The sequence below is a fragment of the Embleya scabrispora DSM 41855 genome (genome assembly GCF_000372745.1).
GTDB classification, from domain to species: domain Bacteria; phylum Actinomycetota; class Actinomycetes; order Streptomycetales; family Streptomycetaceae; genus Embleya; species Embleya scabrispora.
Window position 1 is genome coordinate 77664 of the sequence record NZ_KB889607.1, and the last position, 23921, is coordinate 101584.

A 23921-nucleotide genomic window follows, 5' to 3' on the forward strand; every position below is an offset into this window, starting at 1 on the left:
TTCCCGATGTCCTTCACGAGGACTTCGATCTCTTCCTTGTCCAGGCGGCGACGGTCGTTGACCACGCGGGTGCGGGCGATGTGTCGGGGGTGGGCTGCGAGGCGTACATCCGGTCGATGGTGTCGGCCAGGCGGTCGGGGGCGAAGGCGGCGATCCAGCGGTCGAGGGGCTTGAGGAAGTCGCGCTCGGCCCATCGACGCTCCGGAAACGATCGACGTCACCGAGCCGTACCGTGACCGGGCGTTGTGGTTCCCGGGCTTGGCCCACCTGCACATGGGCGACACCACGACCGGCGGCGAACTGGTCCGATCGCGCGCTGCACGGGTTCCGCGCATCCGACGATGCGTAGGGCATCGCGGCGGCGCTCGGCACCGGATCGCCCTGTTGTGCGGCGACTTCGACCTCGCACGTGGGCCTGACGGCGGCGGAGGCGGGTGCCGACCCCCGGGCGAAGACTCTGGCGCCCGAGGGCCTCGCCGGCGCGGAGGCCCCGGCGGGCGACGCGACGCGGGCCGCCCACCTGTTGGGCCGGGCAACCGCTCTGCGCGCATCCGTCGGCGCGCCGCTCCCGGAGGGGGAACGCGGCGACGTGACCCGCATCGAGGCGGCGGCCCGCGCGGGATCGACCGAGGCGGACAGCGCGGGTTTCGCCGCAGGCGTGGGCTCCTGAGACGGTGCGTCCCAGTGCCCGAGAGGGCTTCCCGCGGTGCCCGTACCCTGATCGCGGCGCGGCCGCGACGGGCGTGCCCAAACCACTACCGGGGGATTCACGTGGAAGGTCTGCTCCTCGACGGCCGCTACCGCTGCGTCGTGTGTATCGGCAGCGGCGGGATGGGCGATGTGTGGCGTTGCCGCGACGAGCGCATCGGGCGGGATGTCGCGGTCAAGCTGCTGTCGTACGCCGCGAACTCCGGCGGCGCACCCGACCGCTTCGAGCGCGAGGCGCGCATCGTGGGTGCGCTGGGCAGCCCGGCGATCGTGACCGTGCACGATTTCGGACGGGCCGAGGTCGGCGGGCGGATGACGCCATACCTGGTGATGGAACTGCTCGCCGGCACCGCGCTGAATGCCCGTCTCATGACCGGAGTTCCGGTGCCGGTCGCCGACGTGGTGGCCTGGGGCAGCGCGGTGTGCATCGCGCTCGAACACGCGCACGCGCGCGGCGTGGTCCACCGCGACATCAAACCCGCCAACGTCTTCCTGTGCGCCGACGGGTCGGTCAAGGTGCTCGACTTCGGCATCGCCCGGATCGTCGAACCGGACGCCGGGCACACGCCGATGACGGTCACCGGCGCGATCCTGGGCACCCCGCACTACATGTCCCCGGAGCAGGCGGGCGGCGAGAAGGCGGACCACCGCAGCGACCTGTACTCACTGGGCTGCCTGCTGTACGCCCTGGTCGACGGGCAGCCGCCGTTCCACGCCGAGTCCATGTACGGCATCGCCATGCAGCACCTTACCGCGCCGCCCCGCCCGCCGGGTCTGGAACGTCGGGAGCTGCCGGAGGACTTGCGGCAGCTGATTCTCGCGTTGCTGGCCAAGGCGCCCGAGGACCGGCCGCAGAGCGCGGTGGAGGTACGCGAACGCCTGGCCGCCATCGGGGCCGACAGCAGTGCCGGGGGTGGTGCCCCTGGCGGTATCCCGGCACCTCCGCGCGTGCCTCCGATGATGCCGCCGGCCCCTGTCTTGCCCGGCTCGGCGCCCGCGCCCGAGCCGGCAGCCCGGCGCCGCACGTTCGTCATCGGCGCTGTCGCGGCCGTTGTCGCGCTGGCACTTGCGATCGCCCTCGCCGTCCGGTGGACGGACGGCGACGGCTCGGGGAACAAAGGCAAGGGCGCCGCAGGCAGCCGGTCGGGCTCGAGTACGAACCCCGGTGCCGACCCGAACGCGAAACAGGACTCGACCTCACCCGCTGCCCCGCCCGCCGGCGGATCCGGGGCGAAAGCCGACGCGGTCCCTGCCACCTTCAAGGAAGCCGAGGCCCGCGAGGCGACCGTCCCGCTCATGTCGCAGATCCGGGCGACCGACCCCTGCGCGATGCTCGACCGTGAGTTCCCGAAGCGTTTCGGCCCGGTCGTCGTCGAGACGGCACGCCAGGCCCAGAAGTTCACCGAGTGCCAGATCGTGGCGAGCAACGGCGGTGCGACCGACCTCAGTGTGCGGTTCCGGGTGGAGTTGGGCGTCCTGCTCACGGCCGAGGAACGCGCCAAGCTGACGCCCGTCACGGTGGACGGCGTCGCACTCTTCCAGGATCAGGTGTCCGCGTCGGCCAACACCTGCACGGTCACCCTCCCCTTCGGGAACACCGGGTTCGGGGCGGCGGTGCAGGTCAACCAGCACTACCCCAACAAGGGGTCGGACCAGGCACCGTGGACCGAGGGCTGCGCAACGGCCAAGTCGTACGCGGTCCTCATCGCCCCGAAGGTCACCAAGCCGGCACCGCGCGCGACGGCCCCGACCGGACACACGCTCATCGGCAAGGACCCGTGCAACGCGATCGACGCGTCGGCGCCCAGGGTCCAGGGTTGGACATACCACGGCATCAGCCGCAACCTGCCCTACCGCTGCTCGGTCAAACTGGTGAACGGCGACTCGACCTACACCGTCGCGATCAGCTACAAGCGCGACGCCGAGCAGGTGGCCGCGGACGCCAAGCCGATCTCGGTGCGCGGCATGAACGGCATCGAACTGTCCGACGCTGGAAAGACGTCGTTCTGCATCGCGTCGCTGACCTACGTCCGCGAGACATCCGGCACGGCGTGGGACGCCCAACTCATCAGCGTGGACGTCAACCAGGAGTCGAACAAGGGCGGCGCCACGCTGGACACCTGCGCCTTGGCCGACACCGTCTTCAAACTGGTGACCGACGGGCTCGGTGGCTGAGCCATCACGCCGCATCCCCCGCCGGCGCGTCCGGCGCCGGTGCCCGAGTAGGGCGCCTGCTCCGGACCGTGGGTACCGAATAATCCATCCGTGCAGGTCAGGCAACATGTCGGTACCTGTGGAGCCGGGACTGCGGGGGCGTTCAGTGGCGTCGGGCCGCGGCGGGGAAGGTGATGACAACCATCAGGACACCTATGGTCGCGAGCGCGGCGATGACGGCGGCCACCCCGATGTACGGCGCGGCCGGCGGCAGGAGCAGGACGGCCGCCGCGCCGCACAGCGCCGCGAGGGGACGGATGACGTGCCCGGCCAGGACGGCTGTGTGGATCAGCCGCAGCAGCACGACGAAGACGGCGTGCGGGACGGCCACGGCGTAACAGATCGCGAGCGGCGCGGCCGCGACGTCGTTCCGGCCTGCTCGACCGCGACCTCCAGGCCGGCGCCGAGGGCAGCGAGCCCCGCGAAGAGGCCGTAGTGGCCGTATCCCCAAAGGACGGGAGTTGGGCCGGGGACGGCAGGGCGTCCGCTTCGGCCAGGACCAGACGCAGGATCCAGCCCGCCTCCAGGAGCGCGATGCCCGCGGCGTACCGCAGGGCGGTGCGGCGGCCCGCCGGGTGCTCGGCGGCGGCCCGCAGCCATTGCGCGACGAGCGCGACGCGCATGACCAGGTAGCCGGTGGTGATGAGCCGGTAGTCGGAGTCGGCGGCGGTGGCCGGCACGCCGGCGGCAAGCACCAGCACACCCGCCATCTGCACCATCGTCAGCAGCCGGTAGGCGACATCGTCGGTGTCGTACGACGAGGCGAACCAGGTGAAGTTCATCCACGCCCACCACACGGCGAAGAAGACCGGACATTTCGATCCGCGGCAAGAAATTTCGGCGGAGCTGTCACAGCCGCTCGGGGTGTGCGGTCTTAGCTGTCGACCGGGCGACGACGAAGTCCCGGCAATCGGAAGGACCTGGCATGAGGATCGTGGTCATCGGGGGTACCGGGCTGATCGGCTCGAAGCTCGTGACGAAGCTGGGCGAGCACGGACACGAGGCGGTCGCGGCCGCGCCGAACACCGGCGTGAACACCCTCACCGGCGAGGGGCTGGCCGAGGTGATGCAGGGCGCGTCCGTGGTCGTCGACGTGTCGAACTCCCCGTCCTTCGAGGACGCCGCGGTGCTGGAGTTCTTCACCACCTCCACCCGCAACCTGCTGGCCGCCGGGAGGGAGGCCGGTGTGGGCCACCACGTCGCGCTGTCGGTGGTGGGCAGCGAGCGGCGTCCCGACATCGGCTACTTCCGGGCGAAGATCGCCCAGGAGCAGCTGATCAGGGAGTCGTCCATCCCGTTCTCGATCGTGCACGCGACGCAGTTCTTCGAGTTCGCCCGGCGGATCGCCGACGAGGCGACGACGGGCGACGAGGTCCACATCGCCCCGGTCGCCTTCCAGCCGATCGCGGGCGACGACGTCGCGCGGTACGTGGGCAGGACCGCGGTGGGCACGCCGCTGAACCGGACGATCGAGATCGCCGGCCCCACCCGGTACCGGATGGACGAGTTCTTCCGGGAGGCCCTCGCGACCTGGGGCGATGCGCGCCGGGTGGTCACCGACCCGCACGCGCACTACTTCGGTGCCGAACCCGACGAGTCCACGCTCGTGCCGGGTGACGGCGCCGTCCTCGGCGAGATCACCTACAAGGACTGGCTGCAGGCGTCCGGCGCCTAGGGCCCGGGACACCCGTGCCGACGCCGGGGGATGCGGCGGAGCCGTCCACGCGCCGCATCCCCCGGCGTCGACCTCTTGCGCGTCGCGTCGGCGCACGGCTTCGAATCGGCGTCCGACCGCCGAGGACACGGCGCCGCAGACCCGGGGAAGGGTCCGCCATGACCGCCGTGGCGACGGGAGCCGAGTTCCGGTCGGCGCGGTCCGAGATGTGGACGGCGTGCACGGTCGGCCGACGTCCCGGCCGTCCGCGCCGGTGAGAACCAGCCCTTCGATCGGTGAAACGAGAGCAGCTGTGAATCATTCGGCACAACAGCGACCCGAAGGCGTTCCCATCGCGGCGGCGCGGATCGGCACGCTCGAAGATCTGCGCGAACACCTCCAATGGGCAATCGAGTTGGAGCACGCGACCCTGCCGCCGTACCTGTGCGCCCTCGCGAGGTGCACCGCGCGGACGAAAGGCCCCTGGAGCCCCGTAACCGGATGACCCTGTGCCGATGCGGCCACTCCTCCGGCAAACCGTTGTGCGACGGAACCCACCGGGCGATCGGCTTCCACGAGGAGCCGACCACCGCGGAGAAGGAAGAGACACCGTGACCCTCATGGCCCGGCGGCGGATCAGCCGAGCGGCGCGGGCGCTCCGCCGCGTAGCCGTTCCAGGTCCGAGGCACGTACCTGGATGACGAACAGGGCGATCACCGCGGCGATCACCGCGAAGACGGCGGCCGTCACGAAGGCAGCGGAGATCCCGGTGGTCAGGATCTGGTGGCTCCAAGGGGCAGGTAGGTCGCCGGTGCGTTCGAAGGCGGCCCGCTCCGCCGGGGTGGCCTGGGCGAGGAAGGCGGGGACCTGGTCCTTGGCCTCGTTGCGATTGGCGGTGCCGAAGACGGTGACCAGGATGGACAGGCCGAGGGAACCGCCCACCTGTTGGGTGGCGTTGAGCAGGCCCGAGGCGGCACCCGTTTCGTGGACGGCGACGCCGGAGACGGCCATCAGGGTCAACGACACGAATTGCATGCCCATGCCGACGCCGAAGACCAGCGTCGGGCCCAGGATGCTGCCGGCGTACGTGCTGTGCACGTCGGTACGCGTCAGCCAGGCGAGGCCGGCCGCCGCGAGGAGGGCGCCGACGACCATGAAGGGTTTGGGTCCGTAGCGCGGCAGCAGTTGCGATGTGGCACCGGCGCCGAGCGCGATCACCGCGCTGATCGGGAGGAAGGCCAGACCGGCCTCGATCGGACTGAAGCCGAGGACGTCCTGAACGAACAGGGTCAGGAAGAAGAACATCCCGAAGATCGCCGCGGCCAGGCACAACATGATGCCGTACGTGCCCGCTCGGTTGCGGTCCGCGAACATCGCCAGCGGAGTGATCGGCTGCCTGGATTTGCGCTCGATGGAGAGGAACACCGCCAGCAGGACGATGGCCGTCGCGAACGCGGCGATGGTCAGGCTGTCCCGCCAGCCCTCCTGGGCGGCCCGGATGAAGCCGTACACGAGCGAGCCGATGCCCAGCGTGGAGGTGAGTGCGCCGAGCAGGTCGAAGTGGCCGGGATGGCGCTCGGACTCCCTGATGTAGCGCGGCGTGGCCAGCGCGATGAGCACGCCGATGGGCACGTTGACGAAGAACACCCACCGCCAGTCGAGCCATTCGACCAGGATGCCGCCGGCCAGCAGCCCGATCGCCCCGCCGCCGGCGGAAACCGCCGCGAAGACGCCGAAGGCCCGGTTGCGGGCCGGGCCCTCGGCGAAGGTCGTGGTGATCAGGGCGAGTGCGGTCGGGGAGGCGATGGCGCCACCGACGCCTTGCAGCGCCCGGGCGGCGAGCAGTTGCGGCGCGCTCTGGGCGAGTCCGCCGAGTAGAGAGGCGATCACGAACAGCAACACGCCGAAGATGAACACCCGCCTGCGGCCCAGGATGTCTCCCACCCGCCCGCCGAGCAGCAGCAGACCACCGAAGGTGAGCGTGTACGCGTTGAGCACCCAGGACAGGCTGGTGGTGGAGAACTCCAACGAGCGCTGGATGTGTGGCAGCGCGATGTTCACGATGGTGATGTCCAGAACCACCATCAGCTGACACGAGGCGATCACCGCGAGCGCGGCGGCGTTCCCGCCGCTGCTTTTCGGTCCGTCGGCGGTCTGCGAGGGTGTCGCGTGAGGATTCGCCATGATGGGTCCCGCGGTTGCCGAGAGCCACGCCACGTGGCGCCGTCCGGCGGAAATCGACGGTGCCGGGCCGATCCGGTGCGGTTCGGCGGTCCCCGACGATCCGGCGTGCGCAAGCGGTCCCCGGCGGTTGGGCGGTGGCGCGCCCGGCCGGGCGAGTCCGCTCACTCGTTCGACCGTAAGCCCGGACCGGAGCCGGTACCACTCGGGCGCTGGTCCCACGCGCCGAAGGACGCGGTCGGGTCCGGGCTTACGAAGGCGATCCGCAGGCGGCTCGGTCGCGGGTCAGGCCGTCTTCGGTGTGGCGCGTACGCCCATGTGAACGTACCGCGAGCCGTCGGCGAGTTCGTAGAAGACCACGCTGTCCCACAGCGGGCTGCCCTCGCGGCGACCCACGAACGTGGTCGCGTCGACGGGTATCAGGTCCCAGTCCATCGGCGGCGAGATGTCGGCCAGCGCGCCGGTGACCTCGATGTGCAGGTGCAGCTTGCCGTCGTCGTTGACGCTCACCGTGGAGAGGCAGCCCACGCGCTCGTACGTCCCGACGTGCCCCGCGACGTCCACGTCCACCGGCGTCTCGGGCGGGCCGAGCAGCTCCGGCATCTCGACGTCCGCGAGCGCGGCGAACAGCTCGCGGCCCAGATCGCGCTGAATCGCGCCGGACTCGCCGCCGTTGACCAGCAGGCAGATCACCGTGCCGGTGTCCGGCATGACCCAGAGCATCGCGGACTGGCCGATGGTGTTGCCCGCGTGCATGATCACCCGGTGCCCGGCCCACTCGTCGAGGATCCAGCCGATCCCCCACTCCGGCGCGAGCGTGTACGGGTTCGGCAGACGCACCTGCGGCGCGGTCATCGCGCCCGGGGCGGCCAGCAGTTCGGTGCCCAGGTGGGCCCGGCCGAACGCCACCACGTCGCTCGCCCGCGCGCAGATCAGCCCGGCCGGCCCCATCGCCCGCGGCAGGCCCCACACCGGGGTCGGGTTGCCGTCCTCGACATGCCCCGTCGCCGCGCTGAAGCGCAGCACGTCCTCCGGCAGCGTCCAGGTGTGGGTCAGGCCCAGGGGTTCGCATATCTGCTCGCGCAGCGCCTCGTCCCAGGACTTGCCGGTGAGCCGCTCGATGATCCGCCCCGCGATCACGAAGCCGGAGTTGCAGTACGAGAACGACTCGCCGATCGGGTGGTTCTGGGTCAGCTCGGCACAGGCCGCGACGTACTTCTCCAGACAGTCGTCGCCGCGTCCGGTGTCCAGGAACAGGTCGCCGTCGATGCCGGAGGTGTGCGTCAGCAGGTGCCGCACGGTCACCGTCTTGGTCACCTCGGCATCGGCGACCTTGAACTCGGGCAGCAGGTCGACGACCGGCGTGTCCAGCGTGAGCCGGCCCTGTTCGGCGAGCAGCATCAGCTGGGTCGCCGTCCAGACCTTGGACACCGAGCCGATCTGGAACAGTGAGTCGGTGGAGACCGGCGTCCCGGTGTCCTTGTTGAGCACTCCGGCGGCGAAGGAGTGCACCTCACCCTCGTGCAGGAAAGCCAGGCTCGCGCCCGGCACCTCGTATTCGGCGATCAGCTCGGCGAGGCGGGCATTCCAGTACGCGGGTTCGACGATTGCGGTCATGGGACCTCTTTCGCAGGTGGGCCGGGCGGGTGTACCGGCACGCTACGCCGACCGGGCGCTCCGGCTCATGGCCGTGACGACGAACCCCGGAGCCACCCTTGGTGCGAACGCACAAGTGGCCGCACAACCACGGGCACACCGCCACCAACCCGTCGGCGTCAGCGCGCCGCGGTGGTGTGGCCGACCCGCACCAGGCCGGTTTCGTAGGCCATCACCACGGCCTGGGCGCGATCCCGAAGCGCCAGCTTGCCCAGCAGCTCGCTCTCGTACCGCTCGACCGCCGCGCCGTCCACCCGCATCGCGTGGGCGATCTCGCCGGTCGCCTTGCCCGCGGCAACCAGGCGCAGCACCTCGATCTCGACCGGGCTCAGGCGGGTGAGAGCGGCGGGAACGGCCCCGACCACCGGCTTCCCGACCGACTCCGCCACCGACCTGCCCACCGGCTCCCCCGCCGACCCGGCGTCCGCCCCCGCGATCGGCTCCACGGCCGACTCCACCGTCGACACCGGGCGGCTCGTCACCGGAATGCTCGCCGCGACCCGGAATCCGCCGCCCGCGACATGCCCGGCCTCGAACGCCCCGCCGTGCACGGCCACCCGCTCGCGCATCCCGAGCAGCCCGTGCCCGCCGCCGGTCATCGCGTAGCCGGAGCCGACCCGGTCGCCGCCGCCGTCGTCGCGGATCTCGATGGCGACCGCATCCGGCAGGTACTCCAGCCGCACCAGCGCCATGGCCGCGCTGCCGGCGTGTTTGCGGGCGTTGGTGAGTGCCTCCTGGGTGATCCGGTACAGCGCGAGCCCGACCGGCAGCGACAACTCGCGGCGCGTGCCGGCCACCTGGAGCTCGGTCGGGAGGCCGGCCAGGCAGGATTCGGCGATCAGCCGGTCGAGGTCGTCGACGCCGGGCTGCGGAGCCGACGGCGCGGTTTCCGGATCCTTGTCGCTGCGCAGTACGCCGAGCAGCTGGCGCATCTCGTCGAGCGCGAGCCGGCCCGATGCCTCCAACGTGAGCAGCGCGCCGCGCGCGCCGTCGAGGTCGCGTTCGAGACTGGCCCGGGCGCCGCCGGACATCAAATGCATCGTGGTGATGTGGTGCGCCACGATGTCGTGCAGCTCGCGGGCGATCCGCCGGCGCTCCTCGGTCAGCGCCCGCTCGGCCAGCAGCTCCCGGTTGACCTCGACCTGGTCCTGCCAGTGCCGCACCGCCGCGCTCGCGCCCACGACCAACGCGGTCGCCACGAGGTCGCCGCTGATGCTGTAGAAGAGCGGCACGTCCGCGTCGCGGTAGCCGGAGGTCTGGGCGGCCATGGTGAGCACCGCGGCCGCGGCGATCGTCCTGGGCCGACAGGACAGCCCGACGGTGTACAGCGCGATCGCCAACGTGAAGCCGAAACGCTGCCCGATGTCGCTGGACAGGTTCAATCCCACCTGGAGGACGAGCACCAGCAGCAGCACCCGGACCGGGGCGCGCCGACGCGCGATCAGGCACAGTGCCGACGCGACCAGGAACGCGATGTTGCCCGCGGTCTCGCCGGGGCCGGGACCGCGGACGGTGACCGCGTAGCCGAGCAGGTCGACGGCCATCGCCACGAGCACGACCAGGACGTCCGCCCGATTGCGGCCCCGGAAGACCCGACGCGCACGGGACGACCCGAATGCTCCCGCGGAATCCGTGGCGGGCAGATCACGACCGGTGATCGCCTTGCCGAGCGTGGCCATGGACTTGGGCACGAAGCCCATCCAGGGCCTCCTTCCATGGAGAACGGCGTGCCAGTATTCCACCGCGACGATCATTGGTCGAAGCGGGCGAATCGACCACCACCGACGCGCCGGATCCCGCTCGGCATCGGCCCCGACGCGCCGGCCCCCGGTGGCAACCGGCCCAGCCGCTCAGCCCCCGCCGTCCCCCGCGCCATCCCCGTACAGTCCACGCTTGGCCGCCCCGACCGGGTCCGTCCCCGCCGTGCTCGTCGCCGCGAAGCGCATGGTCGCCCTCGTACGCCTCGCCGGCTCGCGCGCCGAACGACTCGGCGAAGCGCGCCTGGACCTGGTCGGCGGTGGCGTTCGCGTACATGTCGTCGGCGCCGAACGCGAAGCCGGCCTCGTCGGCCGTCCAGCCCAGCAGGATGTCCGGCTCTCCATCCCCCGCCGATCGGCCTCCGCTCGGTCGGCCGCCCCGTCGATCAGCGCCGCCAGCGCATGCCGGGTCATGGTCGAGCCGTCGATCAGCGGTACGAACGGCACCGGCCACCGGCCCCAGCGGGCCTGCACGCCGAACATCGCGATCGTGGCCTCGACCAGCCGCTCCCACGGCAGCGCGCGCAGTTGCGCGATGTCGGCGACGCCGGCCACGTCCAGCAGCGCGGCCGTGGTGCGCAGCGACTGCGCCCGATCGGGTGTGGCCACGCCGAACGGTGGGCTCTGCAGGATCGCGCGCCGAAAGAGGCCGCGTCCTTCGGGGTGCACGGCCGGCGCCGCCGTGGAGAAGGCACCGCCCGATTGGCCGGCGACGGTGACGTCGTCCGGGTCGCCGCCGAAGGCCGCGATGTTCTCCCTGACCCAGCGCAACGCGGCGAGCTGATCGGTCGGCCAGAAGTTGCCGCACTCCTCCTCGGCGCCGACGCAGAGGTAGCCCAGCGCGCCGATCCGGTAGGAGATGCTCACCACGACCAGGTCGCCGTCGCGCGCGAAGGTGTCTCCCGCGTAGATCGGCAGCGTGCCGGAGCCGCTGACGAAGCCGCCGCCGTGGATCCAGACCAGGACCGGGCGTCGGGCGTCGTCCGGCCCGGCGTCCAGACGTTGAGCGTGAGGCAGTCCTCGTCGAACGGCGGTGCGCCGTGGCCGCCGAGGACCGCGTCGGCGCGCCCGATCTGCGGCGCGCTCGGTCCGTACCGGGCCGCGTCCCGCACGCCGTGCCGACCCGGATGCGGCCGGGCCGGTCGCCGGCGCAGGTCGCCGACCGGGGCAGCCGCGTACGGGATGCCGCGAAAGACCGCGAGGCCGTTCTCGGTGCGACCGCGCAGCGTGCCGGCGGTCGGCTTCACCACGGGATCGCGGTCGCCCCGGCCCGGGGTCACGTCACCGAGCCCTGGTCGGCCGAGGCGCCGTCCGGGAATGCGGCCAGGGGCGCGTCCGCGAACTTCCCGGACAGCAGGTGTCCGGCGCCCGGCGCGAAGGCCGGCAGGTCCAGCGCGCGGAGCATCTGGTGCACGGTGCACACCGCGGCCGAGACGACCGGCTTGCCCAGCCGCTGCTCGGCCTCCTCGATCGCGGCCAGCGATGGCATCTGCACGCACGCGGAGAGCACCACCGCGTCCGCGTCCGCGTGTTCGAGCCGCTCGGCGATGCCCGGCAGGCGCAGCGGGTCGTGCGCGGCCACATCGAGGTTGTCCGGGATCTCCAGCGCCTCGAAGTCGAGCACCTCGATCCCTTCGTGGCCCAGGTACTCCACGACGGTGCGGGTCAGCGGCAGCATGTACGGCGCGACCAGGGCGACCTTGCGCGCGCCGATCGTGTGCAGCCCGTGCACGAGCGCGCCGGCGCTGGTGACCACCGGCGCCGGCGCGCCGTTCTCGACGGTGCGGCTGTGCAGTCGTTCCTCAGAGACCCGGTGGTAGCCCAGGCCCATGCTCATGATCGCCACGAGGCACGCGTAGCCGAGCACGTCCACGCGCGCGTCGGAGAGTTCGACGGCGCAGCGGTCGGAGTCGGCGTCCATCGCCTTGAGTTGCTCGGGGGTGACGTGTGTCATCCGCATCCTGCTGGAGTGGAACGTGAAGCGCTCCGGCGCGACCGTCTCGCGCGCCCGCAGGATCGCGGGTACCTCGGTTTCCATCGTGACGTTCGAGCTCGGCACGATCTGGCCGATGCGGTAGGGGTGTTGGCGCACGGAGGTCCTCCTGCTGAATACCGGAAACGAGAGTGGGGACGAGCCGCGCGTCAGCGGGCGTCGATCACCGGGTTGGACAGGGTGCCGATCCGCTCCACGGTCGCCTCGACCACGTCGCCGGGCTGGAGATACTGCGGCGGGACCTGGGCCGCGCCGACGCCGGACGGCGAGCCGGTGGAGATCACATCGCCCGGCTCCAGGGTCATTCCGGAGGAGATGTCGGCGATCAGGCGCGGGATGTCGAAGAGCATGTGCCGCGTGTTGGACTTCTGCTTGACGTCGCCGTTGACCCGCAGCGACAGGTCGAGCGCGTGCGCGTCCGGGATGTCGTCGGCGGTGACCACCGCGGGGCCGAACGGGGCGTAGGAGTCCTGGCCCTTGGAGAAGAACCACTGCCCGGAGCGGCGCTGGTCGCGGGCGCTGATGTCGTTCATGATGCTGTACCCGAACACGTGGTCCCACGCGTCGGCCTCGCTCACCTTGTAGGCGGTCCGCCCGATCACGACGGCGAGTTCGCACTCCCAGTCGAGCTGCCGGGTCAGGTTGCCGTTGTGCAGGATGGGCGCGCCGGGGCCGGTCACGGCGGTGGCGGGCTTGCCGAACAGGACAGGGCGTTCCGGGAGTTCCTTCGCCGTGTCCAGGGTGCGGTTGGATTCGGCCACGTGCTCGACGTAGTTGAGCCCGATGCCGATCACCTTCCCGGGCCGCAGCGGCGCCAGCAGCCGAACGTCGGTGCTCGCGTGCACGGCGTCGGCGGGTCGGCCCGCCGGGTCGCCGCTCAGCAGGTCCCGCGCGGTGTCGAACGCCTCGGCACCGGCACGGATGAACGACAGCAGATCGCCGGGGAGTTCGCTGCCCGAGGCGGCGGCAAGCGCGACGAGGTCGATCACGTGGGCGCCGTCCTCGGCGCCCAGGCGGGACGACGAACCGTCGACGGTGTAGGTGACCAGGCGCATGGGGGTGTCCTCACTGTCCTTGCGCCCGGGCGGCGCACTCGCGGCGCCCGGGTCGTCATGGGGGTCGGGAATCTTGGGTCGACGATCGGCGCTCGCGCGGGCCGACCGGGGATCACGGGGTCGGCTGGTGGCCGTCGTTGTCGACGTACGCCTCTTCCCGGTGGAAGCCGAGCGAGCGCATCACCGGGAAGTCGTTGAACGAGAACAGCACCGCGTCATCGGACGCCTCCAGGTTGGCGTGTTCGTGCCAGGCCCAGGCCGGGACCGCGAAGACGTCGCCCTCGCGCCACTCGAAGCGCTGCCCGCCGACGATCGACACGCCGTGGCCCTTGGCCGCCGTGTAGAGGACCGAGCCGGTGTGCCGGTGTGCCTTGGTCGCCTGTCCGGCGCGCAGGAGTTGGATGTGCGCGCTCATCGTCGGCATCACCGAGCCGCCGGTGGCGGGGTTGGTGTACTCCATGATCACGCCGTCGTAGGGCGAGCCCTCGCTCGCCTTCGCCAGGTCGAGCAGGGCCTGGTAGGTGGGCTCCCACGGCCAGGCCAGCAGCGGTGAGTAGGGCCGGGTCCACCGCTCCGTGCCGTACGGCACCAGGTTGCCGCCGTAGGTCAGGACCGAGTTGTTCACCACCTTGCCGGGCACCTGGTACACGTCGGGGTGCACCTCATAGAAGCCCGCGTCCAGCGCGTTGACCAGCGGGATGTCCAGGCCGTCCTGCCAGATCACCGGCGCGTCGTCCGCCTCGTTGCCGTGCTCGTGCCAGGTCCCGTTCGGGGTGATCGCGAAGTCGCGGGCGCCGACCTTCAGCTTCTCGCCGTCCACGATGGTCCAGGCACCGGTGCCCTCCAGCACGAACCGCAGTGCGGCGGCCTGGTGTCGGTGTGCGGTCATCGACTCGCCCGGTCCCATGATCTGTAGACCCGTGTACAGCAGACCCGCCGCCGCACTGACGTCGCGTCGCCCGGGGTTGACCAGCATCACCACCCGGCGGCCCGCGTCGTCGGCCTTGACCAGGTCGAGCGCCTTGCGTACCAGTGGGCGCAGTTCGGCGTAGCGCCACAGCGTGGGCACCGACTTGGGCTGCGGATACCACGGCTCGATCTCATTCGCCACGGTCCACAGTGCACCGGCCTCGCGCGCGGCCAACTCGGCGTAGTAGGCGCTCAGTTCCGGGGTGTCGGCGACTCGGGCCCGGCCGAGCATGTTGTCGTCCTGGGTGGTCATTTCTCCTCCTCGGGGGCGGGTGCGACGGGCGTGCGGGCGTCCTCGTGGGTGAACGTGATCGGCGATCTGGGCCGGTTGTCGACGTTCAGCCGGAAGATGTCGAAGCGGTTGTAGTGGCCGACGATGTCGTGCATCTGCTTGGGCTGGATGCACTTGGCGAGGTCGATGTCGGCGTAGACGATGCCCTCGTCGTCGATCAGCGGCTCGGTGACCGGGCGGCCGTCCGGGCCGAAGATGCCGGACAGCGCGCTGCGTTCGCGGCCGAGCTGTTTGCGCACCTCCGCGTCGTCGCCGGCGATGGCGTCGACGATCTCGGGCGAGATGGTCGAGCACGCGACGACGGAGAACACCTTGCCCTCGAAGCTGTGCGCGGCGGTGCGTACCGCGATGGCGTCCGCCATGTCGTAGTCGGCGGGCGCGACCGGGAGCGCGATGTAGCTCGCCGCGTGCACGAGTTCGCCCTGGGCCAGCAGGGTGAAGCGGGCCAGCGTGTTGGTGTTCTCGCCGCACGCGAGCACGCCGAGCGGGCCGATCCCGGTCGGGTGCACGCGCAGCGAGCTGCCGTCCCCGCCGGTCCAGGTCAGCTTCTCCGCCCAGGTGGGCACCAGCTTGCGATGCACCCCGATCAGTTCGCCGTCCGCGTCGATGGTCAACATCGTGTTGTAGAGCACGCCCATGCTGTGCGGGCCGCGCTCGTTGACGCCGATCACCACCACCGCGCCGGCCGCCCGGGCGGCGGCGCGCAGCGCCTCCACGTGCGGGCCGGGCACGTCGACCGAGGAGCGGTACAGGCGTTCGAACCAGGGCGAGCCCTGGACCGGGTTCATCGTCCAGTTCCAGTACGGGTACCCGGGCACGAACACCTCGGGGAAGACGACCAGCTCGGCGCCGTTGGCGGCGGCTTCGCGGATCAGGTCGACCGCCTTGGCCACGGTGGCGGCCGCGTCCAGGTAGACCGGCGAAGCCTGCACGGCGGCGGCCTTGAACCTCGGCGGGTTGTCGCGCTGTTCGCTGGTCAACACGATCGGCGGGGTGGGACTGTCCATGTCGGGCTCCTCGTGGTCCGGGTCAGCGCCGGCCGGGTACGGTCACCAAAGGGGAATCGCACTTCGGTCGCCAGCGCCGCGGCACCGCTTCGACGCTTTCGCGCAGCAGGTGCAGTCGGGGCGGCACGCGGTCGCTGCCCGCGCCGGGCGGCTTGCGGCTGCCCGGGCGCCACGCGTTCGGCCACGGAGCGGCGCTTCCGGTGTAGCCCTGTTCGGCAGCGGCGTGCAGCGTCCACATCGGGTCGTACAGGTGCGCGCGGCCGACCGCGCACAGGTCGGCGCGGCCCGCGAGCAGGATCGAGTTGACATCGTCGTAGGTGGAGATCGCGCCGACCGCGATGGTCGGCACCCCGGTCGCGTTGCGGATCAGATCGGCGAACGGGGTCTGGTAGCCGCGCCCGTAGGCGGGCCGCTCGTGCGGCACGACCTCGCCGGAGGACACGTCCATCGCGTCCGCGCCTGCCGCCGCCAGCGCCCGGGCGATCGCGACCGCGTCGTCCTCGGTGGTGCCGCCCTCGGCCCAGTCGCTCGCCGAGATCCGCACAACCAGCGGCTTGTTCGTCGGCCACACCGCGCGCACCGCGGACAGCACCTCGATCGGGAAGCGCAGCCGGCCGGCGAGCGAGCCGCCGTACTCGTCCTCGCGCAGGTTGGTCAGCGGGGACAGGAAGCCGGACAGCAAGTGGCCGTGTCCGTATTGGAGTTCGAGCGCGTCGAAACCGGCCCGGTCGGCCCGCGCGGCGGCGGCGGCATACCCGGCGGTGATCGCGTCCAGGTCCGCCCGGTCCGCCTCGCGCGGCCGAAAGTCGCTGTCCGCGTCCCAGGAGATCGCCGACGCGGCCACCGTCGGCCAGCCGCTCGGGCCCAGCGGCACGCTCCGGCCGTCGGCGTCCGGCACGGTGGTCGCCGCGCGGCGCCCGGCGTGGCTGAGCTGGATGCCCAACAGCGGTCCGTCCGGCGCCTGTTCCTTGACCCGGGTGACCACGTCGCGCCATGCGGCCTCGTGCGCGTCCGACCACAGGCCCGGACACGCCTCGGTGGCCCGGCCGTTGGGCAGTACGGCCGTCATGCCCGCGAAGACCAGGCTCGCGCCGCCGAGCGCGAGCGCGCCCAGATGCGCGGACTCGAACGGGCCCGGGACGCCGTCGCGGGCCGCGTACGTGGCCATCGGCGGCACCACCACGCGGTTGCGCAGTCGGGCCGAGCCGAGCCGGAAGGGCTGGAACATCGGCGCCGCGTCCATCCGGTCCGGCCGGCCGGCGGTGAACGCCGCGTCCACCCGCGCGACGAACTCGGGGTCGCGCTCCAGCAGGTTGGCGTGGGTGACTCGACGGCTGCGGGTGAGCAGGTTGAAGGCGAACTGCTCGGGGGCCTGGCCGACCGCGCGGTCGATGTTCTCGAACCATTCCAGGCTGGCCTGCGCGGCGCGCTGGGTGGAGCTCACCACCGGCTTGCGTTCGGCCTCGTAGGCGGTCAGCGCGGCCGGGATGCCGGCGTGCTCGTTCAGGCAGGCGGCCAGCGCGAGCGCGTCCTCCATCGCCAGCTTGGTGCCCGAACCGATGGAGAAGTGCGCGGTGTGCGCGGCGTCGCCGAGCAGCACCACGTTCTCGTGGTGCCAGGTGGCGTTGCGCACCGTGCTGAACCTGATCCAGCGCGAGTTGTTCGGGATCAGCCGGTGGCCGTCCAGGTGTTCGGCCAGCAGCGCCTCGCAGCGCGCGATGCCCGCGTCGTCACTGGCACCGCGTGGCAGGTCGCGCCCGGCGAACTCGGCGAATCCGCCGCGCCGCCAGGCGTCCTCGGCCAGTTCGACGATGAAGGTACTGCGCCGGTCGTCGAACGGGTAGGCGTGCACCTGCACCACGCCGAAGTCGTGCTTGTCCACGATGAAGGTGAACGCGTCGAAGACCTTGTCGGTACCCAGCCACATGTAGCGGCAGCCGCGCTCGTCCAGGCTGGGCCGAAAGGTGTCGGCGTAGCGCTCGCGCACCGTGGAGCGCACGCCGTCCGAGGCCACCACCAGATCATGGGTGCGCGCGAGTTCGGCCACGTCCGGCGCCTCGGTGCGGTAGCGCAGGTCCACGCCCAGCGCGGCGCACCGCTCCTGGAGGATGCGCAGCAGTCGCTCCCGGCCCAGGGCGGCGAACCCGTGCCCCCCGGAGGTGAGGGTGCGACCGCCGTAGCGGATGTCGATGTCGGTCCAGCGGGCGAACCCCTCCGACATCGCGGCGAAGATCTCCGGGTCGGCCTGGGCGATGCCATCCAGGGTCTCGTCGGAGAACACCACACCGAAGCCGAACACGTCGTCCGGGGCGTTGCGCTCCCACAGGGTGATCTCCGCGGCCGGCGAGAGCTGCTTGGCGAGGGCGGCGAAGTACAACCCACCCGGCCCACCACCGATGACTGCGATGCGCACAGCGTCCTCCAATGTTCCCGGCCTACCCGAGCGTATGTAATAAATTCCACGATCGTCAACAGGGCGCGATATCCGCCGGCGCACCGAGGTCGCCGGCGCGGCGCCCGAGCCCTCGTACCGGCGTGCGGTCAGGCGTACGACTCCGGCCGTTGCGGGCCGCCCCGGGACAGCGCGGCCCGGATCTCGTCCGGCCAGGGCGAGGCGCCCTTCGCGTCCGGCGGGCAGTGCACCACGGACAGCCGCCCGGTCGCGGCCACGCCCTGGGTGCCGCGCACCTCGAACGCGTAGTGCAGCGAGCTTGCGCCCACCCGGACGACCCGCAGCGCGGCGTGCACGGATTCGCCGAACCACAGGCGCTCGCGGTAGTCCGCCTCGAAGTGCACCCGCGGGATCCGGCCGAACAGTTCGGCCACACCCAGCCGGCGCAGCAGCACCGCCTCGGCCGCCTCGACCCAGCGCTGCACGGACGAGTAGTGGTAGTGGCCGGCGGCGTCGGTGTCCTGCCATTCGACCCGGCGCTCGATCACCACGGAGGGCAGCGTCGCCGCATCCGCCGAGTCCTCGGCCGGGTCGACCGGGTCGGTTCGGGTCGGGCGGGATTCCTGCATCTCGTTGCCTTTCACGAGGGCTCCGGGGCAAGGGAGTTCGAGGTTGCGGCCGGCGGTATCGGCCCGGCCGGAGCCGGTGGCGCGCCGGCCTGGGCCCAGGCGCGCAGTTCACCGCGCCGCAGCTTGCCGTTGCCGGTACGCGGGAGGGCGGCCACGAACTCGACGGCGCGCGGGTACTTGTACGGCGCGATGGCCTGCTTGACGAAGGTCTGGATGCGGCCGGCGGTGTCCGCGTCGGCGGGCACCCCCTCGCGCAGCACCACGTACGCCTTGACGATCAGGCCGCGTCTGGGGTCGGGCGCGCCGACCACGCCGCACTCGGCGACGTCCGGGTGTGCGGCCAGGGCGAGTTCGACCTCGGGGCCGGCAATGTTGTAGCCGGACGAGACGATCATGTCGTCGCTGCGGGCCTGGTACCAGAGGTAGCCGTCGGCGTCGCGGATGTAGGTGTCGCCCGTGATGTTCCAGCCGTCCCGCACATAGCTGGCCTGGCGCGGGTCGTCGAGGTATCGGCAGCCGGTCGGGCCCTTGACCGCGAGTTGCCCGGGCGTACCGTCCGGGACCCGCCGGCCGTCGGCGTCGAGCACCACGGCCTCGAAGCCGGGTACCGCGCGACCGGTCGCGCCGGGACGGATGTCCTGGTCGGCGGCGGAGACGAAGACGTGCAGCAACTCGGTCGCGCCGATTCCGTCGATCAGCTCGATCCCGGTCGCCGCGTGCAGGTCGTGCCAGGTCTGCGCGGGCAGGGCCTCACCCGCCGACACGCACCGCCGGACGCCCTTGAGCAGGTCGGCGAGGCCGGCCCCCATGATCGCCCGGTACGCGGTGGGCGCGGTGAACAGCACGGTGACGCCGTACTCGGCGACGATCCGGGCCAGCCGCTCCGGCGTGGCGTGTTCGAGCAGCAGGCTGGCCGCGCCCACGTGCAGCGGGAAGACCACGAGGCCGCCGAGGCCGAAGGTGAAGCCCAGCGGCGGCGTGCCCGCGAACAGGTCGTCCGCAGTGGGCTTGAGGATGTGCCGGGCGAAGGTGTCGGAGTTGGCCAGCACGTCCCGATGGAAGTGCATGGTGGCCTTGGGCCGACCGGTGGTCCCGGACGTGAACGCGATCAGCGCGACGTCGTCGGCCGAGGTGTCCACCGCCTCGAACTCGCCGCTCTTTTGCGCACAGCGGCCGGTCAGGTCGGTCGCCGCGTCGCCGCCGTAGGCCACGGTGGTCAACCCGGGCACTCGGGCCGCCGCCAACTCGTCCATGAACCGGTGGTCGCACAGCGCGACCGTGGGTGTGCCGATCTCGCACAGCGTGGTCAGCTCGTGCGCGCGCAGCAGCGGCATCGTGGTGACCACGACGCCGCCCGCCTTGAGCACGCCGAACCAGCAGGCGACCAGCCACGGGTTGTTGGGGCCGCGCAACAGGACCCGGTTGCCGGGGACCACTCCGAGGTCCTCGGTCAGCACCCGGGCCACCTGATTCGCCCGAAGCAGCAGGTCACCGTAGGTCCACTGGTCGTCCAGCGTGACCAGACACCGCCGATCGGGTCCGAGCCGCGCCACGGTGTCGTCCAACAGGACCCGAGCACAGTTGAGCCGAGTCGGATAACGCAATTCCGGTAGTTCAAAACGCAGTTCGGGCCACAACTCGGCCGGTGGCAGTCGATCACGACAAAACGTGTCGACGTGAGCAGAAGGAAACAGCTCCATGTGCGCGCACCTCATCCTGGTGTCAGCGGGAGTCGCGGAGCCAGTATCTACCAATCCTGACGACAGTCAATGTAACGCGATAGATTTACGGGCAACAACCCCGTGCGCATGCCCGGGATACCTACAATCCACGCAAACACGGCGCGGCGACCTCGGGGGATGCAGCGCGGGGACGGCCGGGTGGGGTTCTCCTCGGGCGAGTCGCCGACGTGCACCGGACATGGGTCGAGCCCGTCTCCGACTGCCCTGGAGACGGGCTCGACCCATGTGCGGACCCGAGCGCGGGCCCGCGTTCGCACTACTCGACCGTCACCGACTTGGCGAGGTTTCGGGGGCGGTCGATGTCTTCGCCGAGAGTGCGGGCCGCGTGGTAGGCGAGGAGTTGGGTGGGGATGGTGAGGAGGATCGGGTCGAGTTCGGGTTCGCTGCGCGGGACGTCGATGCGGTCGGCGTCGAGGTCGCCCAGGTCCACACCCTTGTGGGTGATCACGGTCAGCCGACCGCCCCGCGCCCGGATCTCGTGTGCCGCCGCGAGGTTGCGGCCGACCAGGTCGTCGTCCGGAATGATCGCCACCGTCGGCAGGTCCGCGTCGATCAGCGCGAGCGGACCGTGCTTGAGTTCGCTGCTGGGGTACGCCTCGGCGTGCCGGTAGGTGATCTCCTTGAACTTCTGCGCCGCCTCCCGCGCGACCGGATAGCCCCGTACCCGGCCGATGAAGAACAGGCTGCGCGCGTCCGCGAGCCGCCGACCCGCGTCGGCGATCAACTGCTCGTCCGCCAGGATCTCGGCGATCCGACCCGGCAGCGCCTGGAGGCCGGCCAGGATCCGCGCGCCGTCCGCGTGCGACAGGTCGTGCACCCGGCCCAGCGCCAGCGCCAGCAGCGCGAAGCCCACCGACATGTGGGTCAACGCCTTGGTCGAGGCGACCGAGACCTCCGGTCCCGCGTGCAGGTAGATGCCACCGTCGCACTGGCGAGCGATGGACGAGCCGACCACGTTGACCAGGCCGACCACCCGACCGCCCTTGCGCTGGATCTCGCGCACCGCGAACAGCGTGTCGGCGGTCTCGCCGGACTGGCTGACCGCGACGTACAACGTGTCCGGCTCGATCACCGGATTGCGATAGCGAAACTCCGAGGCCGGTTCGGCGTCGGCCGGCACCCGGGCCAGGTCCTCGATCAGCCCGGCCCCCAACTGGCCCACGTAGTACGCCGATCCACACCCGAGGATCTTCACCCGACGGAACCCGCGCAGCTCGCGCAGCTCCATCCGAAGACCGTCCAGCCGAGCCGAACCGAACCGGTCGTCGAGGCGCCCGCCCAGCATGCGCTCGACGGAGGAGGGCTGTTCGTGGATCTCCTTGTGCATGAAGTGCTCGTGGCCCGCGAGTTCGAGTTCCTCGACGGTGAGTTCGACGGTGGTCGGCGTCTTGGTGACGTCCTGGTGCTCCCGGGTGAAGGTACGAAAGCCGGTCGCGGTGACCGTGGCCAGCTCACCGTCCTCCAGGTGCACGACCGAACTGGTGTGCCGCACCAGCGCCGAGACGTCGCTCGCGACGAACATCTCCCGCTCGCCGACCCCGATCACCAGCGGCGACCCGTGCCGGGCCACCACGATCCGGTCCGGATTCGCCGCGTCCACGACGGCGATCGCGTACGTACCGGTCACCTGGGCGAGCGTGGACACCACCGCGGCCTCGAGCGTGTCCTCCGTCGAGCGGGCGATCAGGTGTGCGAGCGCCTCGGTGTCGGTCTCCGAGGCCAGTTCGACCCCCTCGGCCGTGAGCCTGGCCCGCAGCGCGGCCGCGTTGTCGATGATGCCGTTGTGGACGACCTGGATCCGGCCGTCCGACGACGCGTGCGGATGCGCGTTGGCCTCCGAGGGTGCGCCGTGGGTGGCCCAACGGGTGTGCCCGATGCCGACCCGCCCCGAGGTCTTGGCCGGCACGGCGGCGGCCAGCGCCTGCACCCGGCCCACCCGCCGGAACACCTTGGCCGCACCGCGCGCGCCCGACACCGCGATGCCGGCCGAGTCGTAGCCTCGGTACTCCAGTCGGCTCAGACCTTCGAGCAGGATGGGGGCGGCCTGCTGCGCGCCGATGTAGCCCACGATTCCGCACATGATGCTGCGCTCCTTGCTCCTGGCGGGTCGACATGTTCACTCGCGCCGACGGCTTCCGCGGCCGGTCCGGCGGGCACGACTTCGACCGACGCGGTTCGATGGGCACCGCCTCGACGCGCGCAGCCGGCCACCTCGATCGCGGCCCGCCGACCGCAACCGGCCACGGGCCGGCCCGATCGGCTCAGCCGTAGATGACGCGCCGCAGTTGGCGTTCGGTCAACTTCGGTGGCGCGACGAGGCGTTCGTTCAGTTCGGCGGCGATCAGGCGATAGATCTGCGCGTTGCGCTTGCCGTAGACCTTGTGGTGCCGATGCCGCCGCCGGACGTACTCCTCGACCGGCTCGCGGTACCACGCCAGCACGTCCTCGACGATCCGCTCGGCCTCGGCAGGCGCCAGGCCGGTCGTCGCCGCGATCCGCTCCACCAACTCGCCGTCAGCCACCCCACGATCCTGACCTCCACCTCGTACCGACGGCAAGAATCTGCCCGATTTCGGGCAGATTCCGGCCGGACAACACTCAGACGGACGATCGGCCCAACTCCCCGGCGTCCTGGCCACCGGCACGATCCTGGGCAGCGCTGCCCCGGACAGCCCACTCGCCACCGCCCCGCGCGCGGACTACGCCGAGGCCGCCGCAATCGTGCCGGCCAGCACGGGCCACGAACACACGACCTGGGAACTCGCCGGCGACACCGCCTGGACCCCGGCCGAGTACGCCGACGAGGTGACCCGGCAATCCGGCACGCCCATCACCTACCGACGGCTGCCCGCCGCCGAGTACGGCCGAGCCCTCCTCGCCGGCGGCCTGCCCGAGTTCATGGTCCCCGTATTCGAGGACACCGAGGCAGCCATCGGACGCGGCGAACTCGGCACCACCACAGGCCACTTGTCCCGCCTGCTCGGCCGCCCGACCACTCCCCTCGCGGAGACGATCGCCGTCACGCTCACACGCTGAGCGCCACGGCCACACGCCGGCCACTTCCGACCTTGTCGCGGGGCGGGCGCGCGGGCAGGTTGAGGGGATGATCCTCCCGTTCGTACGCGAAGGTAAGACCGGTTCGATCCAGGTGATCGTCGAGCGCGTCGAAGACCCGTCGGCGATCGGACAGACCGCCGAGGCCCGGGACTTCCCGTGTCTCACCGCGCGGATCGACTACCCCGCCCGCGGCTACGGCGCGCTGTTCGGGTGGGTGCAACTGGTCCGCTCCACCGACGGCGCGTCGGCGGGCGCGGAGTTCGAGATGGACCCCTTCTCGCTCTTCACCGACACCGGGTCGCCCTACTGCTACTTCGGCGTCACACCAACCCTCTTCGACTCGCCGGCCCGGCACACCCGCGTCCCGATGACCTGGCTCGCCCACACCTTCCTGGCCTGGACTCCGATGGCCGAGAGCATCGAACCGCACGTCATCCCACTCGTCGGCTTCTCCTGGGGCTTCTCCATCGACCGCACCGAGACCGTCGCCATACCCCCGGCCCGACCCCTCACCCCCACCGACTGGACCACCCACCTCCCCTACCTCACCAAACAACACCCGGCCTGGACCTTCGCCCCGGTCCTCGGACCCGCACCCGGCGCATGACGCGCGGG

At 71.4% G+C, this 23921-nt stretch carries 21 protein-coding genes and 1 pseudogene; 6 read left to right on the top strand and 16 right to left on the bottom strand.

Going from position 1 to position 23921, the window contains the following annotated elements; genetic code table 11:
* The first annotated feature begins 409 nt into the window (after positions 1–409).
* Both A3IC_RS0111305 and A3IC_RS70805 read left to right on the top strand, forming a co-directional pair.
* A complete protein-coding gene (locus A3IC_RS0111305) occupies positions 410–670 on the top strand; it encodes a hypothetical protein (protein ID WP_020550162.1) in 261 nt (86 codons plus the stop codon).
* Between the two features lie 101 nt (positions 671–771).
* On the top strand, positions 772–2883 hold the full coding sequence (locus A3IC_RS70805) for a serine/threonine-protein kinase (protein ID WP_052173403.1): 2112 nt from the start codon (positions 772–774) through the stop codon (positions 2881–2883).
* Between the two features lie 142 nt (positions 2884–3025).
* Here the strand turns inward: A3IC_RS70805 and A3IC_RS70810 are convergent, their stop codons facing one another.
* Together A3IC_RS70810 and A3IC_RS70815 are read right to left on the bottom strand one after the other, a co-directional pair.
* Positions 3026–3253, bottom strand: coding sequence for a hypothetical protein (locus tag A3IC_RS70810; protein ID WP_020550163.1), 228 nt, complete (start codon positions 3251–3253; stop codon positions 3026–3028).
* A 169-nt stretch (positions 3254–3422) separates the two neighbouring features.
* A pseudogene (locus tag A3IC_RS70815) lies at positions 3423–3719 on the bottom strand (low temperature requirement protein A); the annotation flags it as partial.
* A 128-nt stretch (positions 3720–3847) separates the two neighbouring features.
* On the opposite strand from A3IC_RS70815, the gene A3IC_RS0111320 reads away from it, so the two are divergent.
* The gene (locus A3IC_RS0111320; protein WP_020550164.1) at positions 3848–4597 is read left to right on the top strand and encodes an SDR family oxidoreductase; all 750 of its coding nucleotides are present in this window, start codon (positions 3848–3850) and stop codon (positions 4595–4597) included.
* Positions 4598–4978: 381 nt separating this feature from the next.
* On the top strand, positions 4979–5191 hold the full coding sequence (locus tag A3IC_RS72475) for a CDGSH iron-sulfur domain-containing protein (RefSeq protein ID WP_040876455.1): 213 nt from the start codon (positions 4979–4981) through the stop codon (positions 5189–5191).
* 21 nt (positions 5192–5212) lie between these two features.
* Here the strand turns inward: A3IC_RS72475 and A3IC_RS0111330 are convergent, their stop codons facing one another.
* The 14 genes from A3IC_RS0111330 to A3IC_RS0111400 all read right to left on the bottom strand — a co-directional run bounded on the left by A3IC_RS0111330 (position 5213) and on the right by A3IC_RS0111400 (position 22771).
* The gene (locus A3IC_RS0111330; protein WP_026218137.1) at positions 5213–6760 is read right to left on the bottom strand and encodes an MFS transporter; all 1548 of its coding nucleotides are present in this window, start codon (positions 6758–6760) and stop codon (positions 5213–5215) included.
* A 282-nt stretch (positions 6761–7042) separates the two neighbouring features.
* On the bottom strand, positions 7043–8374 hold the full coding sequence (locus tag A3IC_RS0111335; protein WP_020550167.1) for a serine hydrolase domain-containing protein: 1332 nt from the start codon (positions 8372–8374) through the stop codon (positions 7043–7045).
* Positions 8375–8532: 158 nt separating this feature from the next.
* Complete coding sequence (locus tag A3IC_RS53770; protein WP_052173405.1) at positions 8533–10113, bottom strand: helix-turn-helix transcriptional regulator; 1581 nt, start codon at positions 10111–10113, stop codon at positions 8533–8535.
* 150 nt (positions 10114–10263) lie between these two features.
* Positions 10264–11133 carry a carboxylesterase family protein gene (locus A3IC_RS62150; RefSeq protein WP_321184045.1) on the bottom strand — a complete coding sequence of 290 codons (870 nt, stop codon included), beginning with the start codon at positions 11131–11133 and terminating at the stop codon, positions 10264–10266.
* Entirely contained in the window at positions 11034–11420 is a 387-nt protein-coding gene (locus tag A3IC_RS72480; RefSeq protein ID WP_158695909.1) for a carboxylesterase family protein, read from the bottom strand. Before A3IC_RS72480 ends, A3IC_RS62150 begins: the two co-directional genes overlap by 100 nt.
* Before the next feature lie 26 nt (positions 11421–11446).
* Positions 11447–12208, bottom strand: coding sequence for a maleate cis-trans isomerase family protein (locus tag A3IC_RS0111355; RefSeq protein ID WP_052173413.1), 762 nt, complete (start codon positions 12206–12208; stop codon positions 11447–11449).
* Between the two features lie 104 nt (positions 12209–12312).
* Positions 12313–13218: a fumarylacetoacetate hydrolase family protein gene (locus A3IC_RS0111360; RefSeq protein WP_020550170.1), complete on the bottom strand. Its 906-nt coding sequence runs from the start codon at positions 13216–13218 to the stop codon at positions 12313–12315.
* Positions 13219–13330: 112 nt separating this feature from the next.
* Entirely contained in the window at positions 13331–14440 is a 1110-nt protein-coding gene (locus A3IC_RS0111365) for a cupin domain-containing protein (RefSeq protein ID WP_020550171.1), read from the bottom strand.
* A complete protein-coding gene (locus tag A3IC_RS0111370; RefSeq protein WP_020550172.1) occupies positions 14437–15486 on the bottom strand; it encodes a carbon-nitrogen hydrolase family protein in 1050 nt (349 codons plus the stop codon). The genes A3IC_RS0111365 and A3IC_RS0111370 overlap by 4 nt, the downstream gene beginning before the upstream one ends.
* A 22-nt stretch (positions 15487–15508) precedes the next feature.
* The gene (locus A3IC_RS0111375; RefSeq protein WP_052173415.1) at positions 15509–17899 is read right to left on the bottom strand and encodes an oxidoreductase; all 2391 of its coding nucleotides are present in this window, start codon (positions 17897–17899) and stop codon (positions 15509–15511) included.
* Positions 17900–18027: 128 nt separating this feature from the next.
* Positions 18028–18522 (bottom strand): acyl-CoA thioesterase, encoded by a 495-nt coding sequence (locus A3IC_RS0111380; protein ID WP_020550174.1) that lies wholly within the window; start codon positions 18520–18522, stop codon positions 18028–18030.
* Positions 18519–20207, bottom strand: coding sequence for an AMP-binding protein (locus A3IC_RS0111385; protein ID WP_040876456.1), 1689 nt, complete (start codon positions 20205–20207; stop codon positions 18519–18521). The genes A3IC_RS0111380 and A3IC_RS0111385 overlap by 4 nt, the downstream gene beginning before the upstream one ends.
* Before the next feature lie 298 nt (positions 20208–20505).
* Positions 20506–22329 carry a glutamine--fructose-6-phosphate transaminase (isomerizing) gene (gene glmS, locus A3IC_RS0111390; RefSeq protein ID WP_020550176.1) on the bottom strand — a complete coding sequence of 608 codons (1824 nt, stop codon included), beginning with the start codon at positions 22327–22329 and terminating at the stop codon, positions 20506–20508.
* Positions 22330–22510: 181 nt separating this feature from the next.
* A complete protein-coding gene (locus A3IC_RS0111400) occupies positions 22511–22771 on the bottom strand; it encodes an HU family DNA-binding protein (protein WP_020550178.1) in 261 nt (86 codons plus the stop codon).
* Between the two features lie 199 nt (positions 22772–22970).
* Between A3IC_RS0111400 and A3IC_RS53780 the strand changes: the two genes are divergently transcribed.
* Together A3IC_RS53780 and A3IC_RS0111410 are read left to right on the top strand one after the other, a co-directional pair.
* A complete protein-coding gene (locus A3IC_RS53780; protein ID WP_020550179.1) occupies positions 22971–23285 on the top strand; it encodes a Rossmann-fold NAD(P)-binding domain-containing protein in 315 nt (104 codons plus the stop codon).
* A gap of 67 nt (positions 23286–23352) precedes the next feature.
* The gene (locus tag A3IC_RS0111410; RefSeq protein WP_020550180.1) at positions 23353–23913 is read left to right on the top strand and encodes a hypothetical protein; all 561 of its coding nucleotides are present in this window, start codon (positions 23353–23355) and stop codon (positions 23911–23913) included.
* The last annotated feature ends 8 nt before the right edge of the window (positions 23914–23921 follow it).

Excerpts from the sequence above, each read along its gene's own strand:
- A3IC_RS0111320 (WP_020550164.1), top strand. The coding sequence starts at position 3,848 with ATGAGGATCGTGGTCATCGGGGGTACCGGGCTGATCGGCTCGAAGCTC.
- A3IC_RS72475 (WP_040876455.1), top strand. The coding sequence starts at position 4,979 with ATGGGCAATCGAGTTGGAGCACGCGACCCTGCCGCCGTACCTGTGCGC.
- A3IC_RS0111330 (WP_026218137.1), bottom strand. The coding sequence starts at position 6,760 with ATGGCGAATCCTCACGCGACACCCTCGCAGACCGCCGACGGACCGAAA.
- A3IC_RS0111335 (WP_020550167.1), bottom strand. The coding sequence starts at position 8,374 with ATGACCGCAATCGTCGAACCCGCGTACTGGAATGCCCGCCTCGCCGAG.
- A3IC_RS53770 (WP_052173405.1), bottom strand. The coding sequence starts at position 10,113 with ATGGGCTTCGTGCCCAAGTCCATGGCCACGCTCGGCAAGGCGATCACC.
- A3IC_RS0111355 (WP_052173413.1), bottom strand. The coding sequence starts at position 12,208 with ATGGAAACCGAGGTACCCGCGATCCTGCGGGCGCGCGAGACGGTCGCG.
- A3IC_RS0111360 (WP_020550170.1), bottom strand. The coding sequence starts at position 13,218 with ATGCGCCTGGTCACCTACACCGTCGACGGTTCGTCGTCCCGCCTGGGC.
- A3IC_RS0111365 (WP_020550171.1), bottom strand. The coding sequence starts at position 14,440 with ATGACCACCCAGGACGACAACATGCTCGGCCGGGCCCGAGTCGCCGAC.
- A3IC_RS0111370 (WP_020550172.1), bottom strand. The coding sequence starts at position 15,486 with ATGGACAGTCCCACCCCGCCGATCGTGTTGACCAGCGAACAGCGCGAC.
- A3IC_RS0111385 (WP_040876456.1), bottom strand. The coding sequence starts at position 20,207 with ATGGAGCTGTTTCCTTCTGCTCACGTCGACACGTTTTGTCGTGATCGA.
- glmS (WP_020550176.1), bottom strand. The coding sequence starts at position 22,329 with ATGTGCGGAATCGTGGGCTACATCGGCGCGCAGCAGGCCGCCCCCATC.
- A3IC_RS0111410 (WP_020550180.1), top strand. The coding sequence starts at position 23,353 with ATGATCCTCCCGTTCGTACGCGAAGGTAAGACCGGTTCGATCCAGGTG.